Source organism: Marinobacterium rhizophilum (genome assembly GCF_024397915.1).
Taxonomy (GTDB): Bacteria; Pseudomonadota; Gammaproteobacteria; order Pseudomonadales; family Balneatricaceae; genus Marinobacterium_A; species Marinobacterium_A rhizophilum_A.
Map to the genome: position 1 here is coordinate 3,742,842 of NZ_CP073347.1, position 25,230 is coordinate 3,768,071.

At 58.6% G+C, this 25,230-nt stretch carries 18 protein-coding genes and 3 rRNA genes; 13 read left to right on the top strand and 8 right to left on the bottom strand.

What is annotated here, in order from left to right:
- The first annotated feature begins 10 nt into the window (after positions 1–10).
- Together KDW95_RS16815 and KDW95_RS16820 are read left to right on the top strand one after the other, a co-directional pair.
- Positions 11–1,018, top strand: coding sequence for a FecCD family ABC transporter permease (locus KDW95_RS16815; protein ID WP_255852965.1), 1,008 nt, complete (start codon positions 11–13; stop codon positions 1,016–1,018).
- Positions 1,015–1,797, top strand: a complete 783-nt coding sequence (locus KDW95_RS16820; RefSeq protein WP_255852966.1) for a heme ABC transporter ATP-binding protein — start codon at positions 1,015–1,017, stop codon at positions 1,795–1,797. Before KDW95_RS16815 ends, KDW95_RS16820 begins: the two co-directional genes overlap by 4 nt.
- Here KDW95_RS16820 and KDW95_RS16825 read toward each other — a convergent pair.
- Entirely contained in the window at positions 1,768–3,297 is a 1,530-nt protein-coding gene (locus KDW95_RS16825; RefSeq protein ID WP_255852967.1) for a bifunctional aminoglycoside phosphotransferase/ATP-binding protein, read from the bottom strand. The genes KDW95_RS16820 and KDW95_RS16825 overlap by 30 nt on opposite strands.
- 174 nt (positions 3,298–3,471) lie before the next feature.
- Between KDW95_RS16825 and mrcB the strand changes: the two genes are divergently transcribed.
- Both mrcB and KDW95_RS16835 read left to right on the top strand, forming a co-directional pair.
- Entirely contained in the window at positions 3,472–5,697 is a 2,226-nt protein-coding gene (gene mrcB, locus KDW95_RS16830) for a penicillin-binding protein 1B (protein WP_255852968.1), read from the top strand.
- A 9-nt stretch (positions 5,698–5,706) separates the two neighbouring features.
- Complete coding sequence (locus KDW95_RS16835) at positions 5,707–6,417, top strand: hypothetical protein (protein WP_255852969.1); 711 nt, start codon at positions 5,707–5,709, stop codon at positions 6,415–6,417.
- A 29-nt stretch (positions 6,418–6,446) separates the two neighbouring features.
- On the opposite strand, the gene KDW95_RS16840 is transcribed toward KDW95_RS16835, so the two are convergent.
- The 5 genes from KDW95_RS16840 to KDW95_RS16860 form a co-directional block, all read right to left on the bottom strand.
- Positions 6,447–6,926, bottom strand: coding sequence for a CBS domain-containing protein (locus tag KDW95_RS16840; protein ID WP_255852970.1), 480 nt, complete (start codon positions 6,924–6,926; stop codon positions 6,447–6,449).
- Between the two features lie 135 nt (positions 6,927–7,061).
- Positions 7,062–7,667, bottom strand: a complete 606-nt coding sequence (locus KDW95_RS16845) for a hypothetical protein (RefSeq protein ID WP_255852971.1) — start codon at positions 7,665–7,667, stop codon at positions 7,062–7,064.
- Position 7,668: 1 nt separating this feature from the next.
- Entirely contained in the window at positions 7,669–8,949 is a 1,281-nt protein-coding gene (gene hemL, locus KDW95_RS16850) for a glutamate-1-semialdehyde 2,1-aminomutase (RefSeq protein ID WP_255852972.1), read from the bottom strand.
- Positions 8,950–8,980: 31 nt separating this feature from the next.
- Entirely contained in the window at positions 8,981–9,607 is a 627-nt protein-coding gene (gene thiE / locus KDW95_RS16855) for a thiamine phosphate synthase (protein ID WP_255852973.1), read from the bottom strand.
- A 40-nt stretch (positions 9,608–9,647) separates the two neighbouring features.
- Positions 9,648–11,372 (bottom strand): chloride channel protein, encoded by a 1,725-nt coding sequence (locus KDW95_RS16860; protein WP_255852974.1) that lies wholly within the window; start codon positions 11,370–11,372, stop codon positions 9,648–9,650.
- An 80-nt stretch (positions 11,373–11,452) separates the two neighbouring features.
- Between KDW95_RS16860 and argC the strand changes: the two genes are divergently transcribed.
- Positions 11,453–12,484 (top strand): N-acetyl-gamma-glutamyl-phosphate reductase, encoded by a 1,032-nt coding sequence (gene argC / locus KDW95_RS16865; protein ID WP_255852975.1) that lies wholly within the window; start codon positions 11,453–11,455, stop codon positions 12,482–12,484.
- 64 nt (positions 12,485–12,548) lie between these two features.
- On the top strand, positions 12,549–12,899 hold the full coding sequence (gene erpA, locus KDW95_RS16870; RefSeq protein ID WP_255852976.1) for an iron-sulfur cluster insertion protein ErpA: 351 nt from the start codon (positions 12,549–12,551) through the stop codon (positions 12,897–12,899).
- A gap of 121 nt (positions 12,900–13,020) precedes the next feature.
- Here the strand turns inward: erpA and KDW95_RS16875 are convergent, their stop codons facing one another.
- Positions 13,021–14,130, bottom strand: coding sequence for an anhydro-N-acetylmuramic acid kinase (locus KDW95_RS16875; protein WP_255852977.1), 1,110 nt, complete (start codon positions 14,128–14,130; stop codon positions 13,021–13,023).
- A 5-nt stretch (positions 14,131–14,135) separates the two neighbouring features.
- A complete protein-coding gene (locus KDW95_RS16880) occupies positions 14,136–15,575 on the bottom strand; it encodes an OapA family protein (protein ID WP_255852978.1) in 1,440 nt (479 codons plus the stop codon).
- A gap of 174 nt (positions 15,576–15,749) precedes the next feature.
- On the opposite strand from KDW95_RS16880, the gene tyrS reads away from it, so the two are divergent.
- The 7 genes from tyrS to KDW95_RS16910 all read left to right on the top strand — a co-directional run bounded on the left by tyrS (position 15,750) and on the right by KDW95_RS16910 (position 25,224).
- A complete protein-coding gene (gene tyrS / locus KDW95_RS16885) occupies positions 15,750–17,051 on the top strand; it encodes a tyrosine--tRNA ligase (RefSeq protein WP_304941559.1) in 1,302 nt (433 codons plus the stop codon).
- Between the two features lie 666 nt (positions 17,052–17,717).
- A 16S ribosomal RNA gene (locus KDW95_RS16890) occupies positions 17,718–19,256 on the top strand.
- A 240-nt stretch (positions 19,257–19,496) separates the two neighbouring features.
- Positions 19,497–22,398, top strand: a 23S ribosomal RNA gene (locus KDW95_RS16895).
- A 199-nt stretch (positions 22,399–22,597) separates the two neighbouring features.
- Positions 22,598–22,713, top strand: a 5S ribosomal RNA gene (rrf, locus tag KDW95_RS16900).
- Together the 16S, 23S and 5S rRNA genes form the textbook arrangement of a ribosomal RNA operon.
- A gap of 395 nt (positions 22,714–23,108) precedes the next feature.
- Complete coding sequence (gene tnpA, locus KDW95_RS23610; protein WP_370646633.1) at positions 23,109–23,474, top strand: IS66-like element accessory protein TnpA; 366 nt, start codon at positions 23,109–23,111, stop codon at positions 23,472–23,474.
- Positions 23,471–23,806 carry an IS66 family insertion sequence element accessory protein TnpB gene (tnpB, locus tag KDW95_RS16905; RefSeq protein ID WP_255852979.1) on the top strand — a complete coding sequence of 112 codons (336 nt, stop codon included), beginning with the start codon at positions 23,471–23,473 and terminating at the stop codon, positions 23,804–23,806. Before tnpA ends, tnpB begins: the two co-directional genes overlap by 4 nt.
- A 164-nt stretch (positions 23,807–23,970) precedes the next feature.
- Entirely contained in the window at positions 23,971–25,224 is a 1,254-nt protein-coding gene (locus KDW95_RS16910; protein ID WP_255852692.1) for an IS256 family transposase, read from the top strand.
- The last annotated feature ends 6 nt before the right edge of the window (positions 25,225–25,230 follow it).

A 25,230-nucleotide genomic window follows, 5' to 3' on the forward strand; every position in this document is an offset into this window, starting at 1 on the left:
CCGTGACGCGATGTCCCTCCGTGTAAGCATGTCCGCACGCCAGCTGAGTCTGCTGTTGTGGCTGTTGTTGCCCCCCGTGGTACTGGCTTCCCTCTGGGTGGGGCCGGTGTCGCTGTCGTTGGAAAAGTTGCTGCAGCCTGGCTCGCGGGACTGGCTGATTCTGTTCGAGTTGCGGCTGCCTCGGCTGCTGATGTCGCTGGCGGCAGGGGCCGTGCTCGCCATCACCGGTGCCTCGATTCAGGCGCTGTTTCGCAACTCCCTGGCCGACCCCGGTCTTATCGGTATCAGTGCCGGTGCAGCGCTTGCGGCGGTGGCGGTACTGGTCTTTGGCGGCAGCTGGCTGCTGGGTCCGCTGGGACCGGTGCTGGTACCGGTGGCAGCCTTCGGCGGCGGCCTGCTCGTGACGGCGCTGGTACTGCGCATTGCCCGCACGCCCAGCGGGGTATCGGTTACCACCATGTTGCTGGCCGGCATTGCCCTGAACAGCATTGCAGCCGCGGCAATCGGTGTCATGAAGTACTTCAGTGATGAGCTTTCTCTGCGCCAGGTGACCTTCTGGCTGCTGGGCAACCTGCACAGCACTGACTGGAGCAGTGCCTTGCTGCTGCTGGCCATCGGCGGGCCGGTACTGCTGCTGTTGCTGCGCGAGGGCCAGCAGCTCAACTTGCTGCTGCTGGGTGAGGCCCAGGCGCGTTTGCTCGGTGTTGTCACTTCCCGTCTGCGGGGGAGGCTGGTGCTGCTGGTGGCCCTGGGCGTCGGTACCGTGGTGTCGCTCGGTGGCCTGATCGGTTTTATTGGCCTGGTAGTGCCCCATCTGGTGCGGCTGCTGTGCGGGCCGGACAATCGGGCACTGTTGCCGTTGTCGGCGCTGTTGGGGGCGCTGTTGCTGACGCTGGCCGATATCCTGTCACGCTTGCTGGTGAGTCCGGCCGAGTTGCCCATCGGTATTGTCACCGCGCTGATTGGCGGGCCTTTCTTCCTCTTTATGATTCTCTACCGGCAGCGGAGGCAGGTATGACGCTGCAGGCGAGCAAGCTGACATTTCGGCGTAACGGACGGACCTTGCTGCAGTCGGTGGATGTTGTGCTTGAGCCCGGTTCGCTAACGGTGGTGCTGGGACCCAACGGTGCAGGGAAAACCACGCTACTGAATTTGCTGGCGGGGCTGGAGCGGCCGCATGCAGGTGATGTGTGGCTCGGTAGCCAGCCGCTTGCGAGCATGGATTCACTCGAGCGTGCATGCCGGCTGGCGGTCATGACCCAGGATCAGCCGCTGGATTTTGCGTTTGGCGTGGAAGAAGTGGTTACGCTGGGTGCCTATCCGCTGGGTCTCGGGCGGGTACAGGAGCGCTTGCACTGCCAGGCCTGGCTGCAGCGGCTGGAGCTGCAGGCACTGGCCCAGCGCGACTACCTGAGCCTGTCGGGTGGTGAACGCCAGCGTGTGCAGCTGGCCCGGGTGCTGGCCCAGTGCGGTGAACAGACGATGGTCTTGCTGCTGGATGAGCCGGTCAGCGCCATGGATCTGAAGCACCAGCATCTGTGCCTGCAGCAGTTGCGTGCGTTGGCCGATGCCGGCGCTGCGGTGCTGGTTATTCTGCACGATCTGGCGCTGACGGCACGCTATGCCGATGCGGTACTGCTGCTGAAGCAGGCTGAGGTGCTGGCCCAGGGGGACATGCTGGATATCATGACGCCGTCGAATCTGAGTGCGCTGTTCGACGTCCGTGTCGAGGTCAGCCGGGTGGATGGTATGCCGCGCTTCAGTTCGTCACTCGCGGATGACGCCGTCCCGCCTTAAGCGGTCCGTGAGCAGGAACAGCGCCTCGTCATCGTCGGTATAGACGGCCACGGTGCGCTCAAGTTCGTCGTCCTGCAGTGGGTGCTGCATCTTCTTTTGCTGGTGCATCACGCTGACATCGGCATCGGATGCATCCACTCCTTTGGCTTTTCTTCGCTTGAGACGGGCTTCGATCAGCTTCTGTTCACAATGACAGCTGATAATACGGAAGGGTACATCCAGCGAGGCGGCGAGCTCGGCATAGCTGATGCGCGGTCGTTGACGAATGAAGGTGGCATCGACCACCACGGTGTAACCGGCGCGTAGCATTTCGCGGGTGGTATCGAACAGCTGGTGATAGGTGCGAACGTTCATTTCCTGGCCGTAGAGGTCGAGCTTGCCACCCTTGAGGCTGAGGTCGCGGTACAGGCGCTTGCGTTCGATATCGGAGCGGATGCGGATGGCATCGATACGCTCGACCAGCTGGCCGCTGATATAGCTCTTGCCGCTGCCTGAGAGCCCGTGCATCAGCAGCAGTGCCGGCGTTGGCGTGCGCGCATAGTGCTGCGCCAGGCGCAGGTAGCGGCGGAAGGTGTCGAGATCCGGATGCTCGCCCAGCATGGCAACCTTGGCCCGCACCATGGCGCGGTAGGCCTTGTAGAAGTTGAGCAGCTTGAGGCTGTTGTAGTCGCCGGTGAGCTCCAGGTAACGGTTCAGTAGACGGTGTGCCCAGCGGAACTGGCCATTGGCTTCCAGATCCATCAGCAGGAAGGCCAGGTCGCAGATGGTGTCGATCCAGCGGAACTGCAGATTGAACTCGATACAGTCAAACAGCCGCAGCTCGTTGTTGTACAAGGTAATGTTGGCCAGATGAAGGTCGCCGTGGCATTCGCAAACATGCCCCTCGGCCTTGCGGCGGCGAATTGCATCGGTCAGTTCGCGAAACTGCTGCGAGGTTTGCTGCGACAGTTTCTGTACCGCGGACCAGTCGTCGGGGTCATCCAGCACATCGCGCAGGTGCAGGAAGTTATCCGACACCAGTTCCCAGATGTTCTCCGGCTCGCCCCAGGGGCTGTCCGAGGCGACCATGGGCACGGCGGAGTGGAAGTGGGCGATCTGGCCGGCCAGGGTATCGATCCAGTCCGGTTCGAAGCGCTTTTGCTGCAGCAGCAGGTCCAGGCGCAGCCCGGTGTCGAACTGGTGCATGCGCACGGCGTATTCGAAGGCTTCGTCGTCGCCGTTGATCACCGGCTGCTGCGCAGTGCCGGTGATGGCAACCACCTCGAGGTAGAGGTCCGGCGCCTGGCGACGATTAAGGCGCAGCTCTTCCTCGCAGAAATGCTGCCGCTTCTGCAGGCTGGTGAAATCGAGGAAGCCGAAATTGACCGGCTTCTTCACCTTGTAGGCGTAATCGCCGGTGAGCAGAAGCCAGGAAATATGCGTCTCGATGACGCGAATGTCCTTGGTCGCATGCGGGTAGGCCGCAGGATCACAAAGTGATTGAATAAATTCAGGAAACATAGAATCCCGGTATCGCGCAATTAGGTAAGGAATTATACTGAGCCGATGACAAAAAAGAGAGCCTCCGCTGCAAAACCTTCCCGTTCCGATGCCAGGCGCAAGCCTGTACGCAAGCGTTCACGGGGACGTTTTTGGCCTTCCCTGTTCAAGTTCCTTTTCAAGCTGACACTCGTCATGAGTGTTTTTGTCGCTATTGGCATGGCCTACCTGGATATGCAGGTGCGTAGCAAGTTTGAAGGCAAACGCTGGGCATTACCAGCCAAGGTCTATGCGCGTCCGCTGGAACTCTATCCCGGACAGCCGCTGGCGATGAACGATCTCAAGGCGGAGCTCGACAGCCTGGGGTACCGCTTTGTACGCAGCGCCAGCGCGCCAGGCCTGGCAGAGTGGGCCACGTCCCGCGCCCGCGTCTATACCCGGGGCTTTACCTTTCCTGACGGATTCGAACCCTCACGGCAGCTGCTGCTGGACTTCAGGGGCGATAGCCTGAGCCGAATTCTGGATGAAGAAGGTCGCACCTTGCCGCTGGCCCGGCTGGAACCGTTGCTGGTGGGCGGGATTTATCCCAACAGCAATGAAGACCGGGACCTGATCCGCCTGCAGGACGCGCCACCTTACCTGACCGAAGCGCTGATCGGTATCGAAGATCGCAGCTATTACGATCATCACGGTATCTCGTTCAAGGGTATCGCGCGGGCCATGTGGGTCAACTTCCAGGCCGGTCGCTTTGTGCAGGGCGGCAGCACCCTGACACAGCAGCTGATCAAGAACTTCTACCTGACCGCAGACCGCACACTGCTGCGCAAGCTCACCGAAATTCCCATGGCGGTATTGCTGGAGCTGCATTACAGCAAGGACGAGATCCTGGAGGCCTATCTGAACGAGGTCTACCTGGGGCAGTCCGGTGCCCGCGCCGTGCACGGCTTTGGACTGGCAAGCCAGTATTATTTCGGTCGTCCGCTGCAGGAGCTGCAACTGCACCAGGTGGCACTGCTGGCCGGGCTGGTAAAGGGACCCTCCTTCTATGATCCGCGTCGCAACCCGGAGCGGGCAAAGGAGCGCCGCGACCTGGTGCTGACAATTCTGGCCGAGCGCAATGTGATCAGCGCACAGCAGCTGGCCCAGGCACTGGCTGAAGGCCTGGATGTGGTGAAGGAAAAAAATCTTCACAAGGGGGCCTACCCGGCCTATCTGGACCTGGTGAAGCGACAGCTGCGCCAGGACTACCGTGATGAAGATCTGAGCTCCGAAGGCCTGCGGGTTTTCACCAGCATGGACCCGGTGGTTCAGGGGCGCGCTGAAGCAGCGCTGGTCGATACCATGGCCGTGCTGGCAAAACGTTACGGCAAACGGGTCGATGGCCTGGAAGGCAGCATGGTGGTAACGGATCCGCAGACCGGCGATGCGCTGGCGTTGATCGGTGGCCGCGACACCCGCTTCCAGGGCTTCAACCGGGCGCTGGACGCGGTACGCCCCATCGGCTCCCTGGTAAAACCGGCGGTCTATCTGGCGGCGCTGGAGCAGGGCTACACCCTGGCCAGTACGCTGGAAGACAATGCACTGCGGGTCAAGCTGCCCAACGGCGACCTGTGGGAACCGAATAACTTCGACAAAAAGCCCCACGGGCTGGTGCCGCTGCACCGGGCACTGGCATTGTCGTACAATTTGGCCACCGCAAAACTGGGCATGGATATTGGTGTCGAACGGGTAGTGGACATGCTGCATCGCCTGGGCGTAGAGCGCGACCTCAAGGCGTATCCGTCGTTGCTGCTCGGCGGCCAGGGCATGTCGCCGTTCGAAGTGGCAGGCATGTACCAGACCATCGCGGCCAACGGTTTCCAGACGCCGCTGCGGGCCATTCGCATGGTGACGGATGCCCAGGGGCAGGAGCTGTCGCGCTACCCGTTCCAGGTGCGCCAGACCGTGCCGGTGGAGCTGGTACACCTGATCCAGTATGCCATGCAGGAAGTGGCCCGCGAGGGCACGGCCAGGTCGGTGTATCAGCAACTGCCGGCCAACCTGAACGTGGCGGGCAAAACAGGCACTTCCAACGATCAGCGTGACAGCTGGTTTGCCGGCTTTACCGGCAACCGCCTGGCGGTGGTCTGGCTGGGGCGGGATGATAACTCGCAGTTGCCCTTGACCGGCTCCAGCGGCGCGCTGAGGGTGTGGACGGATTTTATGCGCCGGGAGCAGCCGCAGCCGTATCTTGCACGGATGCCCGATGGCATCGAGTATGTCTGGATAGATGAAGCGACGGGGTGGCGTTCGGACCAGCGCTGCGAAGGCTCCCGTCAGCTGCCGTTTCTGTACGGCACTGCGCCGCAGCAGTCGGTAAGCTGCGGCTTCAATGATCCGGTCGGAGAGTCTCTCGAGTGGTTCAGAAACTGGTTTAGATAGGAAATGACTATGTACCGTTACAGACTTCTGCCGCTCGCCGCTGCCCTGTTTCTGGCCGGCTGTGCGGGCCCCGGCATCTACCTGCCGCCGGTCGAGGATCGCAGCGCGCCGCTGAGCCGAGCGCCCCAGGCGGCGCCGGTGGAGCAGGATAGCGGAGTGCGGGTAACCCCGATCTACGATGAACCTGTCGTACGGCAGCAGCGCCTGGGCAGCGACAGCGGCTTTTCGGTGCAGCCGCTGTATCCCTCGGACAGCAATCGTGGGTCAGACTATTCGAACCAGCAACCCCAGGGGCAGCTGCAGGACAGCTACCAGGGCGGGTTTCAGAGCGAGAGCCAGTACAACGGTGGCCAGAGCAGCCAGGGTGCTTACCAGGGGGGCGCCGATGCACCGGTCTCGAGCAACCCCGCCGTTGTTGCCTTGCTCGACAGTGCCCGCCAGCAGCAGGGGGCGGGTTCACTGGCAGCTGCCCAGACCAGCCTGGAGCGCGCCCAGCGCATAGCGCCGCGCGACCCGCTGGTGTATTACCAGCTGGCAGACATTCAGCGGCAGATGCAGAAGTATGGCGAAGCCGAGCAGCTCGCTCGGCGAGGTATTGCCCTGGCCGGCGGTCAGCCTGAGACGCTGCGCAAGCTCTGGCTGCTGATCGCATCCACCCGCAAGGATGCCGGTGATCTGACCGGTGCCCGGGATGCGCTGGAGCAGGCGCGCCGCTACTAGATTCTGCTGATCATCTGAGCTGCTGCGACTCAGCGGCGCAGGTGATCCAGTATATCCAGGGTTGTAACGACCCCCGCCAGTTCGCCCTGCCGGGTGACAAATACCCGGTGAATGCGGTTCTGGCACATCAAGTCCACCGCCTCCTGCAGCGTTGCCTGCTGATCCAGTGCAATGATATGGGGCGTCATTATTTCGCTGACCAGGTGCTGTCCGTGCTGGTCGCCCCCTGTCAGCCCCAGTTGCTCGGGCGTCATGCCTTCAAGTCCACTGTAGTAATACTGTGTCAGCGGGTTCTCCTCGATGGAGTGCTGCGCGCTGCTGTCAAAGCGCAGGATATCGCTCAGGCTGACGACTCCCGTGAGTCTTGCGTGATTATCGATGACCGGTGCACCGCTAATACGATGCGTATTGAAAAAACCGATCAGGCTGTGCAATGACCAGTGCTCCGGTACCTTGAGTACGTCGGCGGTCATGGCGTCTGCAACGGTGGCTGTTTCCAGTGCATGCATGGGCATGCCTCCTTTGGGCTGGAGTGAGCGAAGGTGCGTGTGACACTGGATCAGTGTAGAGGAGTCTGGGGAGAGGAGGGCGCTCAGAACGGCGCCCGTGCGGATTGTTTGTGTTGAGTCGCGCAGGGCCGTATTTCAGGCCGAGGCTTGGGTACTGCGGCTGAAGCTGTAACCGCACAGCACGACAAAGCCGGTCAGGGCGAAGCGGTAGAGTGCATCCTGCTGCAAGCCGCCGGTCAGTGGCGCCGGCCCGAACAGTAGCAGCCCGGCGGCAAGCAGTGCGATGCCGGACAGGGCGCAGAGACGATTCAGTCCCGCTTGCCCCTTGATCACACCCGCCAGTAACGCCAGGCAGGTCAGCAGTGCCAGTGTCTGGGCGTAGAGTGCCCCCATGTCGCTGCGACGTACCAGTTCGAACAGCGCAAACAGCCCCAGCAGCCAGCGCCCCCAGGCGGCACGTGACCACTGGCGCTGCCAGCCATGGGCGATGGCGACACTGGCGATCATTGGCAGGCCGGCATAGTACGCCAGATTATCCAGCATCAGCCGCAGTGTCTGCGGATCCTGACCGCCACCGGTCAGGGTCAGCCGACCCAGTGCCGCCAGCGCCAGCGACAGGGCGCCGAGTGCGAACATATAGTGCAGGCTGCGTTCTGTCAGTGTCTGGGACTGGCGGTACAGCAGGGCTGCAACGCCAACTCCCCCCAGCAGCAGCGCCAGGTTGGCAATCAGGCTGCTCACCTCAGAGGCTGGCAAAGACACGGTCGGCGGCAGCCAGGGTGAACTCGATATCCTGCTGTGTGTGTGCGGCGGACATGAAGCCTGCTTCAAATGCCGACGGGGCCAGGTAGACGCCTTCGGCCAGCATGCCGTGGAAGAAACGGCCAAACTTGGCGGCATCGCACTGCATGGTCTGGGCAAAGCGGGTGACTTCTTCCTGCTCGGTGAAGAAGAGCCCGAACATGCCGCCCACACGGCTGGTAGTGAAGGGCACGCGATGACCCAGTGCCACGGCTTCCAGGCCTTCCACGAGCAGCTCGGTCTTGGCGCTGAGCTGTTCATGGAAACCCGGTGCTGAAATGGCGTTCAGCATCGCAAGGCCTGCGGCCATGGCCAGCGGGTTGCCCGACAGGGTGCCGGCCTGGTAAACCGGGCCCAGCGGGGCGATGTGGTGCATGATTTCGCGCTTGCCGCCGAAGGCGCCGACCGGCAAGCCGCCGCCGATCACCTTGCCCAGGGTGGTGAGGTCGGGCTTGACGCCAAAGTGCGCCTGGGCACCACCGAGGGCGACGCGGAACCCGGTCATGACTTCATCGAAAATCAGCACGCTGCCGTACTGGTCGCACAGCTCGCGCAGACCTTCGAGGAAGCCCGGCACCGGAGCGATGCAGTTCATGTTGCCGGCGACCGGCTCCACGATGATGCAGGCAATCTGGTCGCCCACGGCGGCAAACGCCTCGCGCACACTGTCTATATCGTTGTAGTTCAGTGTAATGGTGTGTTCGGCCAGGGCGGTCGGCACGCCCGGGGAGTTCGGCTCGCCCAGGGTCAGGGCGCCAGAACCGGCCTTGACCAGCAGGGAGTCGGAGTGGCCGTGGTAGCAGCCTTCAAACTTGACGATCTTGTCCCGCGCGGTGTAACCGCGGGCCAGGCGGATGGCGCTCATGGTCGCTTCGGTGCCGGAGCTGACCATGCGCACCATTTCGATCGAGGGCATCAGGGCGCAGACCTTGTCAGCCATCTCGATTTCGATGGCGGTAGGGGCACCAAAGCCGGTGCCGTGGTCCAACGCTTCACGAATGGCATCAATCACTGCGGGGGCGCGGTGGCCCAGAATCATCGGTCCCCAGGAACCGACGTAGTCGACATAGCGCTGATCGTCTTCGTCGAACAGGTAGGCGCCACTGGCGTGCTTGAAGAACAGCGGAGTGCCGCCGACGCCCTTGAATGCGCGCACCGGCGAATTGACGCCGCCGGGAATATGTTGCTGGGCGGCCTGGAACAGGGCTTCGGAACGGGACATGGTGTAACTCCCTCGCGGCTTAAATGGTCAATCAGAACTGTTGGCTGAACTGCTGCGCCTGGTGCCGGATGTCGGCGTTGGCAAACAGCGCGTGAATCACGGCCACCATGTTGGCGCCGGCTTCTATTACCTGGCGGGCATTATCCATACTAATGCCGCCTATCGCCACCACCGGCAATCCAACCTCCCGGGCGGCCTGGGGCAGCAGCGAGAGCGGCGCCGGGCGCGCGCCGGGCTTGGTTTGGGACGCAAAGAAAGCGCCAAAGGCAACATAGTCGGCGCCGGCATCGCGGGCTTGCAGCGCAAGTTCAAGGGAGTCATGACAGGTGACGCCGATAATGGCCTTGGCCCCGAGTTGCGCACGGGCCGCGGCGACTGAGCCGTCGGTTTGTCCCAGGTGCACGCCATGGGCCTTGCAGGCGACAGCCAGATCCAGATCATCATTAATCAGCAGGGGGCGCTCGAAGCGCTCGCACAGCTCACGCAATAACGTGGCCTGGCGCAGACGCCGGGCGCTGTCATCACTCTTGTCACGGTACTGCACGATGGCGGCGCCGCCCTCCAGCGCGGCGTGTACCTGCTCAAGCAAAGCCGCGTCATCGGGCATGAGCGTACTGTCGGTTATGGCGTAGAGGCCGTGAAGTGCGTAAGAGGTCATGGGGTGTTCCGTGGTTTTTTGTTGGTATTCGCGTGCCGGTTCAGAGCGACTGGTGGTGCAGGTAATAGGCTTCTATCTGGGCCCGGGTCAGGAGTCCGATAATGTCGCCGCGGTTGCTGCTGACACAGAGAATATCGGTTTGGTGCTCTCGCATGCAATCGGCGGCTTCCTGCAGCGTGGCCCTGAAACTGATCTGTACCGGGTCGCGACGGTTGGCTGGCAGCTCAAGCAGATCGATGTCCGCAGGCGCGTCATCCTGTTGCAGCCAGAGCATCAGTTCTGAGCGCGGCAGCAGGGCGCGCAGCTTGGTGTCGCGGATCAGTATCCAGTCTGATGCCTGTTCTGCCAGAAACAGCGCCCGCGCCTGGGACTCGTGACTGTTTGCTTGCAGAAAGTCCCGTTGCATCAGGCTGCCCACGGCGGCGCGGGACAGGGCCTGGGTCAGCGGTGAGCGGGTTTGATCGAGGCCCTGAACTTGCAGCATCGACTGGAAAATGGATGGAAGTCCGAACAGGTGGCGCACCGTGAGGTTGCTGATAACGATGGCGAGCATGGCGGGCAGAATGATATGAGGGTTGCCGGTGAGCTCAAGCAAGGCAATCAGGGCGGCGAGGGGCGCATTGAGCACGGCGCCCATCATGGCTCCCATGCCGATCATGGCGTACAGGCCGACCTGGGACAGCATCTGATCGTTGAACAGCTGGGCAAGCGAGCCGATCAATGCGCCGGCCAGGGCACCAATGAAAACGGTGGGGCCGATCAGTCCACCGGGTACACCCAGGCCCAGTATTACCGGCGTCAGCAGCCATTTGGCCAGCAGCAGGCCCGCCAGCCATAGCAACGGCTGCTGGCCCAGCAGAGTTGCGCTGACGGTGTCATAGCCAACACCCATGACCTGGGGATACAGCAGAGCCACGGTGCCGGTCAGGATACCCGCCAGCAACAGGCGCCAGGGCAGGGTAAGGGCGCCAAGCCGGGTCGTAAACAGCATGATGCGGTTAAAACCGCCGGCCAGCAGGCCGACCAATAGCCCGAGCAGCATGACCAGCGGAATCTCGTTCAGGTGACCAATGCTGAATTGCGGCACGCTGAACAGCGGAACGGAGCCGATAGTGGCGCGAATGACCAGGTCTGCCGTGACGGCCGCCACCATGATAGGCGTGAACCCCAGCACTGTGTATTCCAGCAACACCACTTCCATGGCGAATATGACGCCCGCCAGGGGGGTGTTAAACGCTGCCGAGATGCCGGCCGCGGTGCCGCAACCGATCAGCAGGCGCATGGAGTTGTTGGGCAGATGCAACCACTGACCGATCAGGCTGGCGCCGCCGGCCCCCAGGTGGATGGCCGGGCCTTCGCGGCCCACGGAATGGCCACTGAGCAGGGCGACGGTGGCGCTGGCGAACTGGACCAGCAGGTTGGTCGCGGGCATCTGGCCCTGGTGATACCCCAGACGCTCCAGTACATGCACGACACCGACCTTGCGCTGTAGCGGCGCCAGGCGGCAGAACAGCAAAATCAGTACCAGGCTGCCGGCAATGGGCAGCAGGAAGCGCAGTTCGGCGGGCAGGCCTTCAAAATTCTCCGGGTTCTGGCCTGGCAGGTAGGTGCTCAAGGGAATCTCAACCAGCAGGCGAAACGCCAGAATGATCAGGCCTGCGGCAAAACCGGACAGGATGCCAAGCAACAGCATCTGCGGCAGCGAGTCGATATGAGCCAGGCGATCGCGGAAATGCTCCAGCGATAAGAGGTCCTTGCGTATCAATGGGCAGGGTTCCGATAGTTTTTAGGCTGTGTGCTTTGTATGATTAGGGTAACAGTTTTCGACTCTCAAGAGAGGTGGATGTGATTAAGGTAGGTATCGTAGGCGGCACTGGCTATACCGGTGTGGAGCTGTTGCGGATTCTGGCGAATCATCCCGATGTGAAAGTCGACGTGATCACCTCCCGTTCCGAAGATGGCATTAAGGTGGCGGACATGTTCCCCAACCTGCGCGGGCATTATGACCTTGCTTTTACCGTGCCGGATGTCGAGCGTCTGGCCAGCTGTGATGTGGTGTTCTTTGCAACCCCTCATGGCGTAGCGATGCGCATGGCACCCGAACTGGTGGCGCTGGGTGTGCGTGTTATCGACCTGGGTGCTGATTTCCGGATAAAGGACATTGACCTATGGTCGCGCTGGTATGGCATGGAGCACACTGCGGCGGCACTGGTGGAGCAGGCGGTATATGGCCTGCCGGAAGTCAACCGCGAACAGATCCGCAGTGCACAGATGATCGCCTGCCCGGGCTGCTATCCTACCGCTGCGCAGCTCGGCTTTTTGCCGCTGATCGAAAATGACCTGGTGGACACCCGCCGCCTGGTGGCTGACTGCAAGTCCGGCGTCAGTGGGGCGGGGCGGGGTGCCAGCGTAGGGGCGCTGCTGTGTGAAACCAGTGAGAGCATGAAAGCCTACGGCGTTGCCGGTCACAGGCACCTGCCGGAAATCAAGCAGGGCTTGAGCGTTGCGGCAGGCCGCTCGGTAGGGCTGACGTTCGTGCCACACCTTACGCCGATGATCCGGGGTATTCATGCGACCCTGTACTCGGTACTCAAGGATCCGAATGATGGCCTGCAGGCGCTGTTTGAATCCCGTTATGCCGACGAGCCTTTCGTGGATGTGATGCCGCCGGGCAGCCATCCGGAAACCCGCAGTGTAAAGGGGGCCAACATCTGCCGTATCAGTGTATTCCGTCCGCAGGATGATGACACCGTGGTGGTACTTTCGGTGATCGATAACCTGGTCAAGGGCGCTGCCGGGCAGGCGGTGCAGAACATGAATATCATGTTCGGGCTGGACGAACGTGCCGGTCTCAACCAGGTTGGCTTGATGCCATAATACTTGACTACTTTAGTTGGGTAAGAAAGAATAGTGGCCTGATTGACGTATAGCTGGAGTAGGTATGACTGAGTCCTTTGAGCAGAGCTCCCCGATGGTATTCACCGACGCGGCGGCTGCGAAGGTGAAAAGCCTGATGGAGGAGGAAGACAACACCAACCTCAAACTTCGGGTTTATATCACCGGAGGGGGTTGTTCCGGTTTCTCCTACGGCTTTACTTTCGACGAAGCGGTCGCTGAAGACGACACCGCCGTGGATAACGACGGTGTCATGATGGTTGTTGATGCCATGAGCTATCAGTATCTGGCGGGTGCCGAGGTTGACTACAAGGTTAGCCTGCAGGGCTCCCAGTTTGTGATTAACAACCCCAATGCGGCCACGACCTGTGGCTGTGGATCGTCCTTCTCAATCTGAATGGCAAAACGGACAGCGCCTGCTGTCCGTTTGCTTTTTTGCCTGACATATCCCTTTCCAGTATCAATCCGCGCCTGAGGGTCGGTTATCTCTGCGTGTCTGCCGGGTTTGAAAAACGAATTTAGGCAGAGTACACCGCACCCAGTATCCGCTCGCCCAGGGCACCGGTGACCGCGGGCATATTGCCGTTGCTGCCATCCAGTCTGCAGCCAGCCAGCCAGGCGAAAGCGCAGGCCTCGACCCAGTCGGGATCCAACCCGAGTGCCGCCGTTGTCGCCAGGCTATAAGGCTGCAGTAGCGCTTCCAGCCGTTTGGTCAGCAGCCTGTTATGGCTACCGCCGCCACAGAGAAATACCTCACAGCCAGCCATCGCCTGCTGCTTGATTTCATTACTGATGCTCACGGCGGTGAGTTCCAGCAGGGTGGCCTGTATATCCTGCGGCGCCTGGTTGTCAAAACCGGTTTCCAGCAGGCGTTGCTGTAGCCAGTCGGGGTTGAACTGTTCACGGCCGGTACTCTTGGGCGCGGGCGCGCCAAAGAACGGCAACTGCAATAACTGTTGCAGCAGCTCAGGCAGAACGGTGCCGGTGGCCGCCCAGGCGCCGTGACGGTCGTAGTCGAGTGCCTGGTGACGATGAATCCAGTAGTCGAGCAGAACATTGCCAGGACCGGTGTCATAACCGGTGACAGACTGAGCCATGTCCCCTGGCAGCAGGGTGATGTTCGCCATGCCGCCAATGTTCAGAATAATTCGATTGGCGTGGGGTTTTCGAAACAGGGCGCTGTGGAATGCAGGCACCAGCGGCGCTCCCTGGCCTCCGGCGGCCATGTCCCGGCGCCGGAAATCCCCGACGACACAGAGTCCGGTACGTTCTGCGATCAGGTTCGGGTCGCCGATCTGCAGCGTAAAACCCGCATCAGGGCGGTGCCGCACGGTTTGGCCGTGACTGCCGATGGCGCGGATGCGCTGCCTGTCCAGCTGGTTCTGGCCGATCAGATTATTGGCAGCACGGGCGAACAGTTCGGCCAACTCCAGGTCCAGTCGGCCGAGGCGCTCGATTTCATCTGCACCGGGATGCATCAGCGCCAGGGTCTGCTGGCGCAATGATACGGGGAAGGGTTCGCTGTGACTGGCCAGCATGGCACAGCCAGAGGCGTCGAACTCAAAGGCTACGGCGTCAACGCTGTCCAGGCTGGTGCCTGACATGAGTCCGATATAGAGCGGGCGCACCGAGCTTACTCGGCGCTGGCGACTTGGGTTTTCGAATAGGTCTCAAGCTGTGCCATCAGTGCCTGGGAGGTGGCCTGGAACGATGCCCGTTCGGACTTGGGTACCGGGTCCGCATGGGGCAGCTTCACGGTAACGGGGTTCTTGTGAACGCCGTTTACCTGGAACTCGTAGTGCAGGTGAGGGCCGGTCACCATGCCGGACATGCCGACATAACCAATCAGCTGGCCCTGCTTGATACGGCTGCCGACAGAGAGGCCTTTCTTGAAACGGGACATGTGGGCATAGAGGGTGTTGATGTTGTTGCCGTGCTGCAGAATGATGACATTGCCATAGCCGCCCTTCACGCCGCGGAAAATGATCTTGCCATCGCCGGAGGCCTTGATGGGCGTACCGGTGCTGGCGGCATAGTCAACACCCTTGTGGGCGCGGATCTTGTTCAGTACCGGGTGGCGGCGGCTCAGGTTGAAGTTGGAGCTGATGCGGGCGAAGTCGACAGGGGTACGCAGGAAGGCCTTGCGCATGCTCTCACCCTTGGGGGTGTAGTAGCTGGTGTTGCCCTTGGAGTCGGTGTAGCGCAATGAGGTAAAGGTATCGCCCTGGTTGGTGAACTCGGCAGCGACGATGTCGCCGGTACCAATCACCTTGCCATCCAGTTTTTTCTCTTCGTAGATTACGCGAAAACTGTCGCCCTTGCGGATATCCAGCGCGAAGTCCACGTCCCAGCCGAACAGGGCTGCCATTTCCATGATGGTATTGCTCGGCAGGCCTGCTTTTTCGCCGTCCAGGAACAGGGAGCTTTCGATGGTGCCGTAGGCAAAGCGATGCTCAATATCGGGCTTTTTCTCGACAACGTCGATGCTGTAGCCGTCGCCCTGCTGCTCAAGCACTACCTGTTTTAGCGGGTTGATCAGGTGTTTGAGCTTTTTCAACTCGCCGTTCTGGATCAGGAAAGACAGTGATTCGCCGGGGTACAGGCGCTTGAGCGCATCGCTGTCCTTTGTGGCTTCGCTGACCAGAAAAACATCACGGGCCGAGAGGCCCGCGCGTTTGAAAAGAGTGCTTAGGTTGTCGCCACCGGTGACCTTGTAGTCGACCCAGTTGTCTGCCTTGGGTGTCGGCTGGTCAGCCTTGGATACGGTCTGGACGGTAGCGGCTTCTGGCGTCGCTTCGGCGCTACTGTCTGCGCTGGTAGCGGGGAGTGCGGCAGGGCGTGCAGCTAGCCCGGGAGTTGACGGTTCTTTATCAAGCTTGAGGTCTAGCTTCAGGGTTTCCTGCTGGCTGGACCTGAGGGTCGATTGGTCGCCCCTCGTGGCGGACACTTCCTCGGAAGGTACCAGCATCAGGGTGAAGCCAACAATGACGGCGCAAACAGAAACCGCGACCAAGTGCACGGCGGGGAGACGATTACCTATGACTTTAATGATGTTCAACACAATGCTACCCATATACAGAAAATCCAGCGCTGCTCTATTTAACCGCAAACTTTGATGGATTGCCAAAATAGAATAGCGGCTGTGACAACAAAAACTTGAGGGAAGTTCGCACTCATTTGTTTGCAGCCAGAGGCGCAGGTAGAATACCGGCCTTAAAGATGGGCGAATTCAGGGTATTCGGAAGCAATGAGCGAAATGACACTGTTACAGGATCTCAAGGCGCGCGGTTTGATTGCGCAGACCACAAGCGAAGACGAGCTTGATCAGCATCTGAATGAGAACCGTGTCACGCTTTATTGTGGCTTTGACCCCACGGCCGACAGCCTGCACCTGGGGCATCTGGTTCCGTTGTTGATGCTAAAGCGTTTTCAGGAGTATGGGCACCGTCCTATCGCGCTGGTTGGCGGTGCGACCGGCATGATCGGCGACCCGAGCTTCAAGGACCAGGAGCGCTCACTGAATACATCTGACGTGGTGGAACAGTGGAGCAACTGTCTCAAGAATCAGATCAGCCGTTTTATCAGCTTTGACGACATTGAAGGTGGCGCGATCCTCGCCAACAACTATGACTGGACCGCCAGCATTGATGTACTGAGCTTCCTGCGTGATATCGGCAAGCACTTTACCGTCAACAAGATGATCGCCAAGGAATCGGTGCGTCAGCGCATAGAGCGTGAAGGCTCCGGTATTTCCTTTACCGAATTCACGTACCAGATTCTGCAGTCCTACGATTACCAGCACCTTAACAAGGCATATGGTTGCAGTCTGCAGATAGGTGGCTCCGATCAGTGGGGCAATATCACTGGCGGTATCGACCTGACCCGACGGGTTAATGGCACCCACGTGCATGGTCTGACACTGCCGCTGATCACCAAGGCAGACGGTACCAAGTTTGGCAAGACCGAAGGCGGTGCTGTCTGGCTGGATGCCAACAAGACATCACCCTATGCCTTCTACCAGTTCTGGCTGCAAACACCGGATGCCGATGTCTACCGCTTCCTTAAGTTCTTTACCTTCATGTCAGTGGCCGAGATCGATGCGCTGGAGCAGCAGGATGCTGTGCGTGAAGGCAAGCCCCTGGGGCAGTCGGTTCTGGCGCGGGAGGTCACAACGCTGGTGCATGGTGAAGAGGGCTTTGTCGCTGCACAGCGCATCACCGAGGCCCTGTTCTCGGGAGATCTTTCCACCCTGGGTGAGAACGACTATGCCCAGCTAAGCCTCGATGGCCTGCCGTCATCAGTCCTTGATCGTGATGGCCTGGCTGAAACGCCGCTGACTACGCTCTTTGCCGATGCCGGGCTGGCGACATCCGGCAAACAGGTAAAGGATGCACTGCAGCGCAAGGCTGTCATTATCAACGGCGAGGAGTTCGGCATGGAGGACAACCTCAACGCACCGGCCGTCTTCAGTGCCGAGCGGGCCCTGTTTGGAAAGTACTTCCTCGTGAAGCTGGGCAAGAAAAAGCACCACCTGTTTGTTGTCGGCTAATCAGCCTGTCTAGGACTGTTGCGACTACAAATAGATTGAACAGTAAAAAAGGCGCCCGGCAGGGCGCCTTTTTTGTGGATGTGGCTTTTATCGGCTGCGTGTGGGCCACTTTCGGGGCGGGATTTTCCGGCATTGCCATACGATACCGGTTAACGGCTGTGTATTGGTTGATCTATTCTGGTGTGATTCTGTGGGTGTTCGGCAGGATTTCCGCTTTTTTGCACTTTTATGGCGTTATTTTTAAATGGGCTGTTGACTCTGATCTAGGGCAATGTAGAATGCGCACCTCGCTTAGGGAGAGCGGCTTTAACGGCCCTCAAGTAGAGCGGGCAAGTCGGAAGTAAGTGGTTGATTTTCTTAGAAAGTTAGCCGGTGTTATCGACTTGTGAGTCACTCGTTTTTCTCCTCGGCTGCGGTCGAAAATGTTGAAAAAAAGAGTTGACTTAAAACGCCGAGTCGCTAGAATATGCGCCTCACTTGAGACACGGGGTCAGCGGTAACGGTCCTTGAGTCCAAGCGCTCTTTAACAGATTGATCAGGTAATTCGTGTGGGCGCTTGTCAGGATAAGGCATAAAAGCTTTATCAAGGTAAGCAACCTTCATGTGAATTCATTTAAGTTGTTTTAGCTTGAGTCAGATTTATCGATACTTCGGTATCTTGATTTTAAACTGAAGAGTTTGATCATGGCTCAGATTGAACGCTGGCGGCAGGCCTAACACATGCAAGTCGAGCGGTAGAGAGAAGCTTGCTTCTCTTGAGAGCGGCGGACGGGTGAGTAACGCGTAGGAATCTACCTGGTAGTGGGGGACAACATTCGGAAACGGATGCTAATACCGCATACGCCCTACGGGGGAAAGGAGGGGCTCTTCGGACCTTTCGCTATCAGATGAGCCTGCGTAGGATTAGCTAGTTGGTGGGGTAAAGGCCCACCAAGGCGACGATCCTTAGCTGGTCTGAGAGGATGACCAGCCACACTGGGACTGAGACACGGCCCAGACTCCTACGGGAGGCAGCAGTGGGGAATATTGGACAATGGGGGCAACCCTGATCCAGCCATGCCGCGTGTGTGAAGAAGGCCTTCGGGTTGTAAAGCACTTTCAGTGGTGAGGAAAGGGTAACCGTTAATACCGGTTGCCTGTGACGTTAGCCACAGAAGAAGCACCGGCTAATTCCGTGCCAGCAGCCGCGGTAATACGGAAGGTGCGAGCGTTAATCGGAATAACTGGGCGTAAAGCGCGCGTAGGTGGTTGAGTCAGTCAGATGTGAAAGCCCCGGGCTTAACCTGGGAACTGCACCTGATACTGCTTGACTAGAGTACGGTAGAGGGCAGTGGAATTTCCTGTGTAGCGGTGAAATGCGTAGATATAGGAAGGAACACCAGTGGCGAAGGCGACTGCCTGGACTGATACTGACACTGAGGTGCGAAAGCGTGGGTAGCAAACAGGATTAGATACCCTGGTAGTCCACGCCGTAAACGATGTGTCGACTAGCCGTTGGGAGACTTGATCTCTTAGTGGCGCAGTTAACGCGATAAGTCGACCGCCTGGGGAGTACGGCCGCAAGGTTAAAACTCAAATGAATTGACGGGGGCCCGCACAAGCGGTGGAGCATGTGGTTTAATTCGACGCAACGCGAAGAACCTTACCTACTCTTGACATCCAGAGAACTCGCTAGAGATAGCTTGGTGCCTTCGGGAACTCTGAGACAGGTGCTGCATGGCTGTCGTCAGCTCGTGTTGTGAAATGTTGGGTTAAGTCCCGTAACGAGCGCAACCCTTGTCCTTATTTGCCAGCACGTAATGGTGGGAACTCTAAGGAGACTGCCGGTGACAAACCGGAGGAAGGTGGGGACGACGTCAAGTCATCATGGCCCTTACGAGTAGGGCTACACACGTGCTACAATGGCCGGTACAGAGGGCTGCAACCCCGCGAGGGTGAGCTAATCTCAGAAAACCGGTCGTAGTCCGGATCGCAGTCTGCAACTCGACTGCGTGAAGTCGGAATCGCTAGTAATCGCGAATCAGCATGTCGCGGTGAATACGTTCCCGGGCCTTGTACACACCGCCCGTCACACCATGGGAGTGGGTTGCACCAGAAGTAGCTAGTCTAACCTTCGGGAAGACGGTTACCACGGTGTGGTCCATGACTGGGGTGAAGTCGTAACAAGGTAGCCGTAGGGGAACCTGCGGCTGGATCACCTCCTTAAACGACATGGCTTGTTCTGGCATAGCGTCCACACGAATTACCTGATCTTGAAGTTAAAGCACGGAGTTTTAAACCGTACGTCTGCAGTTGCGGACTGACTGTTTAAAGCTTCAATGCTTTATCGCTCTTTAACAATATGGATTCGAATTAATTCGAGATATGTCTTGTACTGTAGTACAAGCGCCAATGGCGAAAAATCTTATCGAACTCTCGTCCTTACCAGACGCCTTCGGGTTATATGGTCAAGTGACGAAGCGTGCACGGTGGATGCCTTGGCAGTCAGAGGCGATGAAAGACGTGGTAGCCTGCGAAAAGCTTCGGGGAGGTGGCAAACAACCTTTGATCCGGAGATATCTGAATGGGGAAACCCACCCAGTTTACTGGGTATCTTTTAGCTGAATACATAGGCTTTAAGAGGCGAACTCGGGGAACTGAAACATCTAAGTACCCGAAGGAAAAGAAATCAATTGAGATTCCCTTAGTAGCGGCGAGCGAACGGGGACTAGCCCTTAAGTTGGTTTGGTGTTAGCAGAAGGCCCTGGAAAGTGCCGCCAGAGTGGGTGATAGCCCCGTATGCGAAAGCGCCTTATCAATGAAATCGAGTAGGACGGGACACGTGTTATCCTGTCTGAACATGGGGGGACCATCCTCCAAGGCTAAATACTCCTGACTGACCGATAGTGAACCAGTACCGTGAGGGAAAGGCGAAAAGAACCCCTGTGAGGGGAGTGAAATAGACCCTGAAACCGTGTACGTACAAGCAGTGGGAGCGGTTCTTGAGACCGTGACTGCGTACCTTTTGTATAATGGGTCAGCGACTTAATTTCAGTAGCAAGGTTAACCGTCTAGGGGAGCCGTAGGGAAACCGAGTCTTAATAGGGCGTTTAGTTGCTGGGATTAGACCCGAAACCGGGCGATCTATCCATGGGCAGGTTGAAGGTTGAGTAACATCAACTGGAGGACCGAACCGACTACCGTTGAAAAGTTAGCGGATGATGACCTGTGGATCGGAGTGAAAGGCTAATCAAGCCCGGAGATAGCTGGTTCTCCTCGAAAGCTATTTAGGTAGCGCCTCATGTCTCACCACCGGGGGTAGAGCACTGTTTCGGCTAGGGGGTCATCCCGACTTACCAACCCGATGCAAACTCCGAATACCGGTGAGTGCAATCATGGGAGACACACGGCGGGTGCTAACGTCCGTCGTGAAAAGGGCAACAACCCAGACCACCAGCTAAGGTCCCAAAGTTATCACTAAGTGGGAAACGATGTGGGAAGGCTCAGACAGCTAGGAGGTTGGCTTAGAAGCAGCCACCCTTTAAAGAAAGCGTAATAGCTCACTAGTCGAGTCGGCCTGCGCGGAAGATATAACGGGGCTAAGTGATACACCGAAGCTGTGGATGCCACTTGTGGCATGGTAGAGGAGCGTTCTGTAAGCCGTTGAAGGGAAAGCTGTGAGGCATCCTGGAGGTATCAGAAGTGCGAATGCTGACATGAGTAACGATAATGGGGGTGAAAAACCTCCACGCCGGAAGACCAAGGTTTCCTATCCAACGCTATTCGAGGTAGGGTGAGTCGGCCCCTAAGGCGAGGCAGAAATGCGTAGTCGATGGGAAGCAGGTTAATATTCCTGCACCGGCAGTAACTGCGATGAGGGGACGGAGAAGGCTAGGCGAGCGCAGCGTTGGTTGTCTGCGTTTAAGGATGTAGGTTGGGGGATTAGGCAAATCCGGTCCCCTAAGACTGAGATCTGATGACGAGGTCCCATGTGGACTGAAGTCGTTGATGCCACGCTTCCAGGAAAAGCCTCTAAGCTTCAGGTTACTGCTGACCGTACCCAAAACCGACACAGGTGGTCAGGTAGAGAATACCAAGGCGCTTGAGAGAACTCGGGTGAAGGAACTAGGCAAAATGGTGCCGTAACTTCGGGAGAAGGCACGCTCCTGATGGTGACCCCCTTGCGGGGCGAGCTGTTGGGAGTCGAAGATACCAGGTGGCTGCGACTGTTTATTAAAAACACAGCACTCTGCAAACACGAAAGTGGACGTATATAGGGTGTGACGCCTGCCCGGTGCCGGAAGGTTAATTGATGGGGTTAGCGCAAGCGAAGCTCTTGATCGAAGCCCCGGTAAAACGGCGGCCGTAACTATAACGGTCCTAAGGTAGCGAAATTCCTTGTCGGGTAAGTTCCGACCTGCACGAATGGCGTAACGATGGCCACACTGTCTCCACCCGAGACTCAGTGAAATTGAAATAGCTGTTAAGATGCAGTTTACCCGCGGCTAGACGGAAAGACCCCGTGAACCTTTACTATAGCTTCACAGTGGACTTTGACATTGCTTGTGTAGGATAGCTGGGAGGCTTTGAAGCGTGGACGCCAGTCTGCGTGGAGCCAATCTTGAAATACCAGCCTGGCACTGTTGAGGTTCTAACTCTGACCTGGACCGTGATCCGGTTCGAGGACATTGTGTGGTGGGTAGTTTGACTGGGGGGGCGGTCTCCTCCCAAAGAGTAACGGAGGAGCACGAAGGTACCCTCAGCATGGTCGGAAATCATGCAATGAGCGCAAGAGTATAAGGGTGCTTGACTGCGACACTGACACGTGGAGCAGGTACGAAAGTAGGTTCTAGTGATCCGGTGGTTCTGTATGGAAGGGCCATCGCTCAACGGATAAAAGGTACTCCGGGGATAACAGGCTGATACCGCCCAAGAGTTCACATCGACGGCGGTGTTTGGCACCTCGATGTCGGCTCATCACATCCTGGGGCTGAAGCCGGTCCCAAGGGTATGGCTGTTCGCCATTTAAAGTGGTACGCGAGCTGGGTTTAGAACGTCGTGAGACAGTTCGGTCCCTATCTGCCGTGGGCGTTTGAGATTTGAGAAGAGTTGCTCCTAGTACGAGAGGACCGGAGTGAACGAACCTCTGGTGTTCCGGTTGTCACGCCAGTGGCATTGCCGGGTAGCTACGTTCGGACGGGATAACCGCTGAAAGCATCTAAGCGGGAAGCCCCCTTCAAGATGAGATCTCACTGGGACCTTGAGTCCCCTAAAGGGCCGTTTAAGACTAAGACGTTGATAGGCGGGGTGTGTAAGCGCTGCGAGGCGTTGAGCTAACCCGTACTAATTGCCCGTGAGGCTTGACCATATAACGCCCAAGGCGTTTGGTTGCCGGCTGACAGAAATGCAGCCGGCGAAAAGCACGAGAGACAAGATTTTAGCATTGGCAGGAGCTTGTGCTGCAGACAAGACAAAGCGCGCTTTCAAAAAGCACGCACCCTCGAATTAAGGCACGTAGTGAACAGAGACATCTGATCATTACCAGAATCCATATTGTACAAGTTTTGCTTGGCGACAATAGAGCTGTGGAACCACCTGATCCCATCCCGAACTCAGTAGTGAAACGCGGTATCGCCGATGGTAGTGTGGGGTTTCCCCATGTGAGAGTAGGTCATCGCCAAGCATTTAATAATGGAAACCCCGGTCTCGCAGAGGCCGGGGTTTTTCCGTTGTGGATCGACGCTGGTGATGACCCTCACATGGGGCAGGTAAGCAGCGCCGCTGGCGGCCGCCTTGCCATGTGATAGTAGGGTCAAAACGGGCCTTGTCGAAGCGCAGCTTTGCCCCGTTTTGACGACCGCGGCCTATGGGCCCGCGGGACGGCTCAAGCGCAGCGCCGAGGCGCCAAGCATTTATTCAACGAAAACGCCTCAGCCTCTGGTTGGGGCGTTTTTGTATGTGGGAATTTGAAAAAAATGTAAGGCCGCAAAAAAGGTAACCGTCCGGTAAACCCATCTTCCGCTCTGGCATGAGACAGGTAATTTAGGTGCCCATCTATTTTTTACGTGGGCACCTAACATGACCGCAACGCATGAAGGCCGAGCAACGCTAAAACGCCGGCGATATTCCCAAGAATTCAAAGCTTCTATCATCCTCGCCTGCCAGGACCCCGACGTCTCAATCGCCCAGGTTGCCCGCCAATTTAACCTGAATGCCAACCAAGTACAGAACTGGATCGCCCAAGCACACAAGGATGGATCGGCACCCGAGACACCGCATTTCGTTTCGTTGCCTCTGCCTTCCAGTCCACCGAAAGAGCCGCCCATGCAGACGGGTGTGATGATCCGAATTCAGGTCCCTCGGCCAAGTGGTACCGTCGTTATTGAATGGCCTTCCGCTCAAGCTAGTGAATGCCTCGCTCTGCTCAGGGGCTTGCTGTCATGATCCGTATTGATGAGATCTGGCTGGCGACGGAGCCGTTGGATATGCGCGCCGGTCCCGACACTGCTCTGGCGCGGGTGGTGGCGGTGTTCGGTGCGGCGCAGCCGCACTGTGCTTATCTCTTTGCCAATCGCCGCGCCAACCGCATGAAGGTGCTGGTGCACGATGGCCTGGGGATCTGGCTGGCAGCGCGGCGTTTGCACCAAGGCAAGTTCAAGTGGCCCGAAACTTGGCGCGGTCAGCGGTTGGCGCTGAACCCTGAGCAGCTCCAGGCGCTGGTGCAGGGCCTGCCGTGGCAATGGGTTGGTCCAGGCGGTGCAATAACAGTGCTGTAAGCGGTGCCCCGCGCAGCATAGTCGGCGGTGTGATGCTATTCGCCGTTCTGGGAATCGCCAGAGCGAGGAGTTATGGTGATTTCTGGTGTACGGGGAGATAGGAGGGATGGCGTATCCTGTTGATTGATCACGACCAAGATCTCAATCAACAGAGGTGATACGCCATGACCGATTTTACCCTGAGGGCTCTTTCACAACCAGAGGCACAGGCAGTAGATCCGCTGACCGAGCTGTTGCGTGCAGGGGCACGTGAACTGATCGCACACGCCGTCGAAGCCGAGCTTCAGGGGCTTCTGAATCAGCACGCCGAATCCCGGCTCCCAGATGGCCGCCAGGCCGTGGTTCGCAATGGCTATTTGCCTGAACGTACCGTCCAGACTGGTATCGGTGATGTCGAGATCAAGGTGCCCAAGGTGCGGGACCGAAGCGGTTCCGGGATTCGATTCAACAGCGCGCTACTGCCGCCGTACCTGAAGCGGGCCCGGAGTGTCGAGGAGTTGTTGCCCTGGCTGTACTTGAAGGGCATCTCCACTGGAGATTTTCAGGACTCACTGGCCGCGCTGCTGGGCGATCAGGCCAAGGGGCTATCGGCCAATACGATATCCCGACTCAAGAGCCAATGGCTCGAAGAGCACCAGCAATGGCGGCAACGGGACCTGGCGAACTCGCGCTATGTGTACTGGTGGGCCGACGGCGTGCACAGCAACGTCCGGATGGATGATCGCCTCTGCCTGCTGGTGATCATTGGCGTCACCGAGCACGGCCGCAAGGAATTGGTTGCGGTTGAAGACGGCTACCGGGAGTCGACGGCAAGCTGGGAGGAGTTACTGCTGGGTCTGCGCGAGCGTGGCCTGGAAACCGCGCCGAAGCTGGCGATTGGCGATGGCGCGCTGGGGTTCTGGAAAGCGATGACCAAAACGTATCCTGCCAGCCGGCACCAGCGCTGCTGGGTACACAAGACGGCGAATGTACTGAACAAGCTGCCCAAATCCATGCAACCCAAAGTGAAAGAAGCGCTGCACGATATCTGGATGGCCGAGACGCGTGACGCGGCCACGGTGGCATTTGATCGGACGCTGACCCGGTTCAGTAGCAAGTATCCCAAAGCCATGGATTGCCTGGCCAAGGACCGGGAAGAGCTGCTGGCGTTCTACGACTTCCCGGCAGAACACTGGGTGCATATCCGGACCACCAACCCGATCGAATCGACTTTCGCCACGGTAAGGTTGCGCACCAAACGGACGCGTAACTGCGGCTCCAGGGACACGACGCTGGCGATGGTCTACAAGCTGTTGGAGTCGGCACAGAAAAACTGGAAACGGATCAAGGGATTTAATCTGCTGACCCTCGTGGTCAACAACGTGAAGTTCAAGGATGGTGAGCAAGTACAAGATCAATCAGACAGGAACGCCGCCTGACGTCAT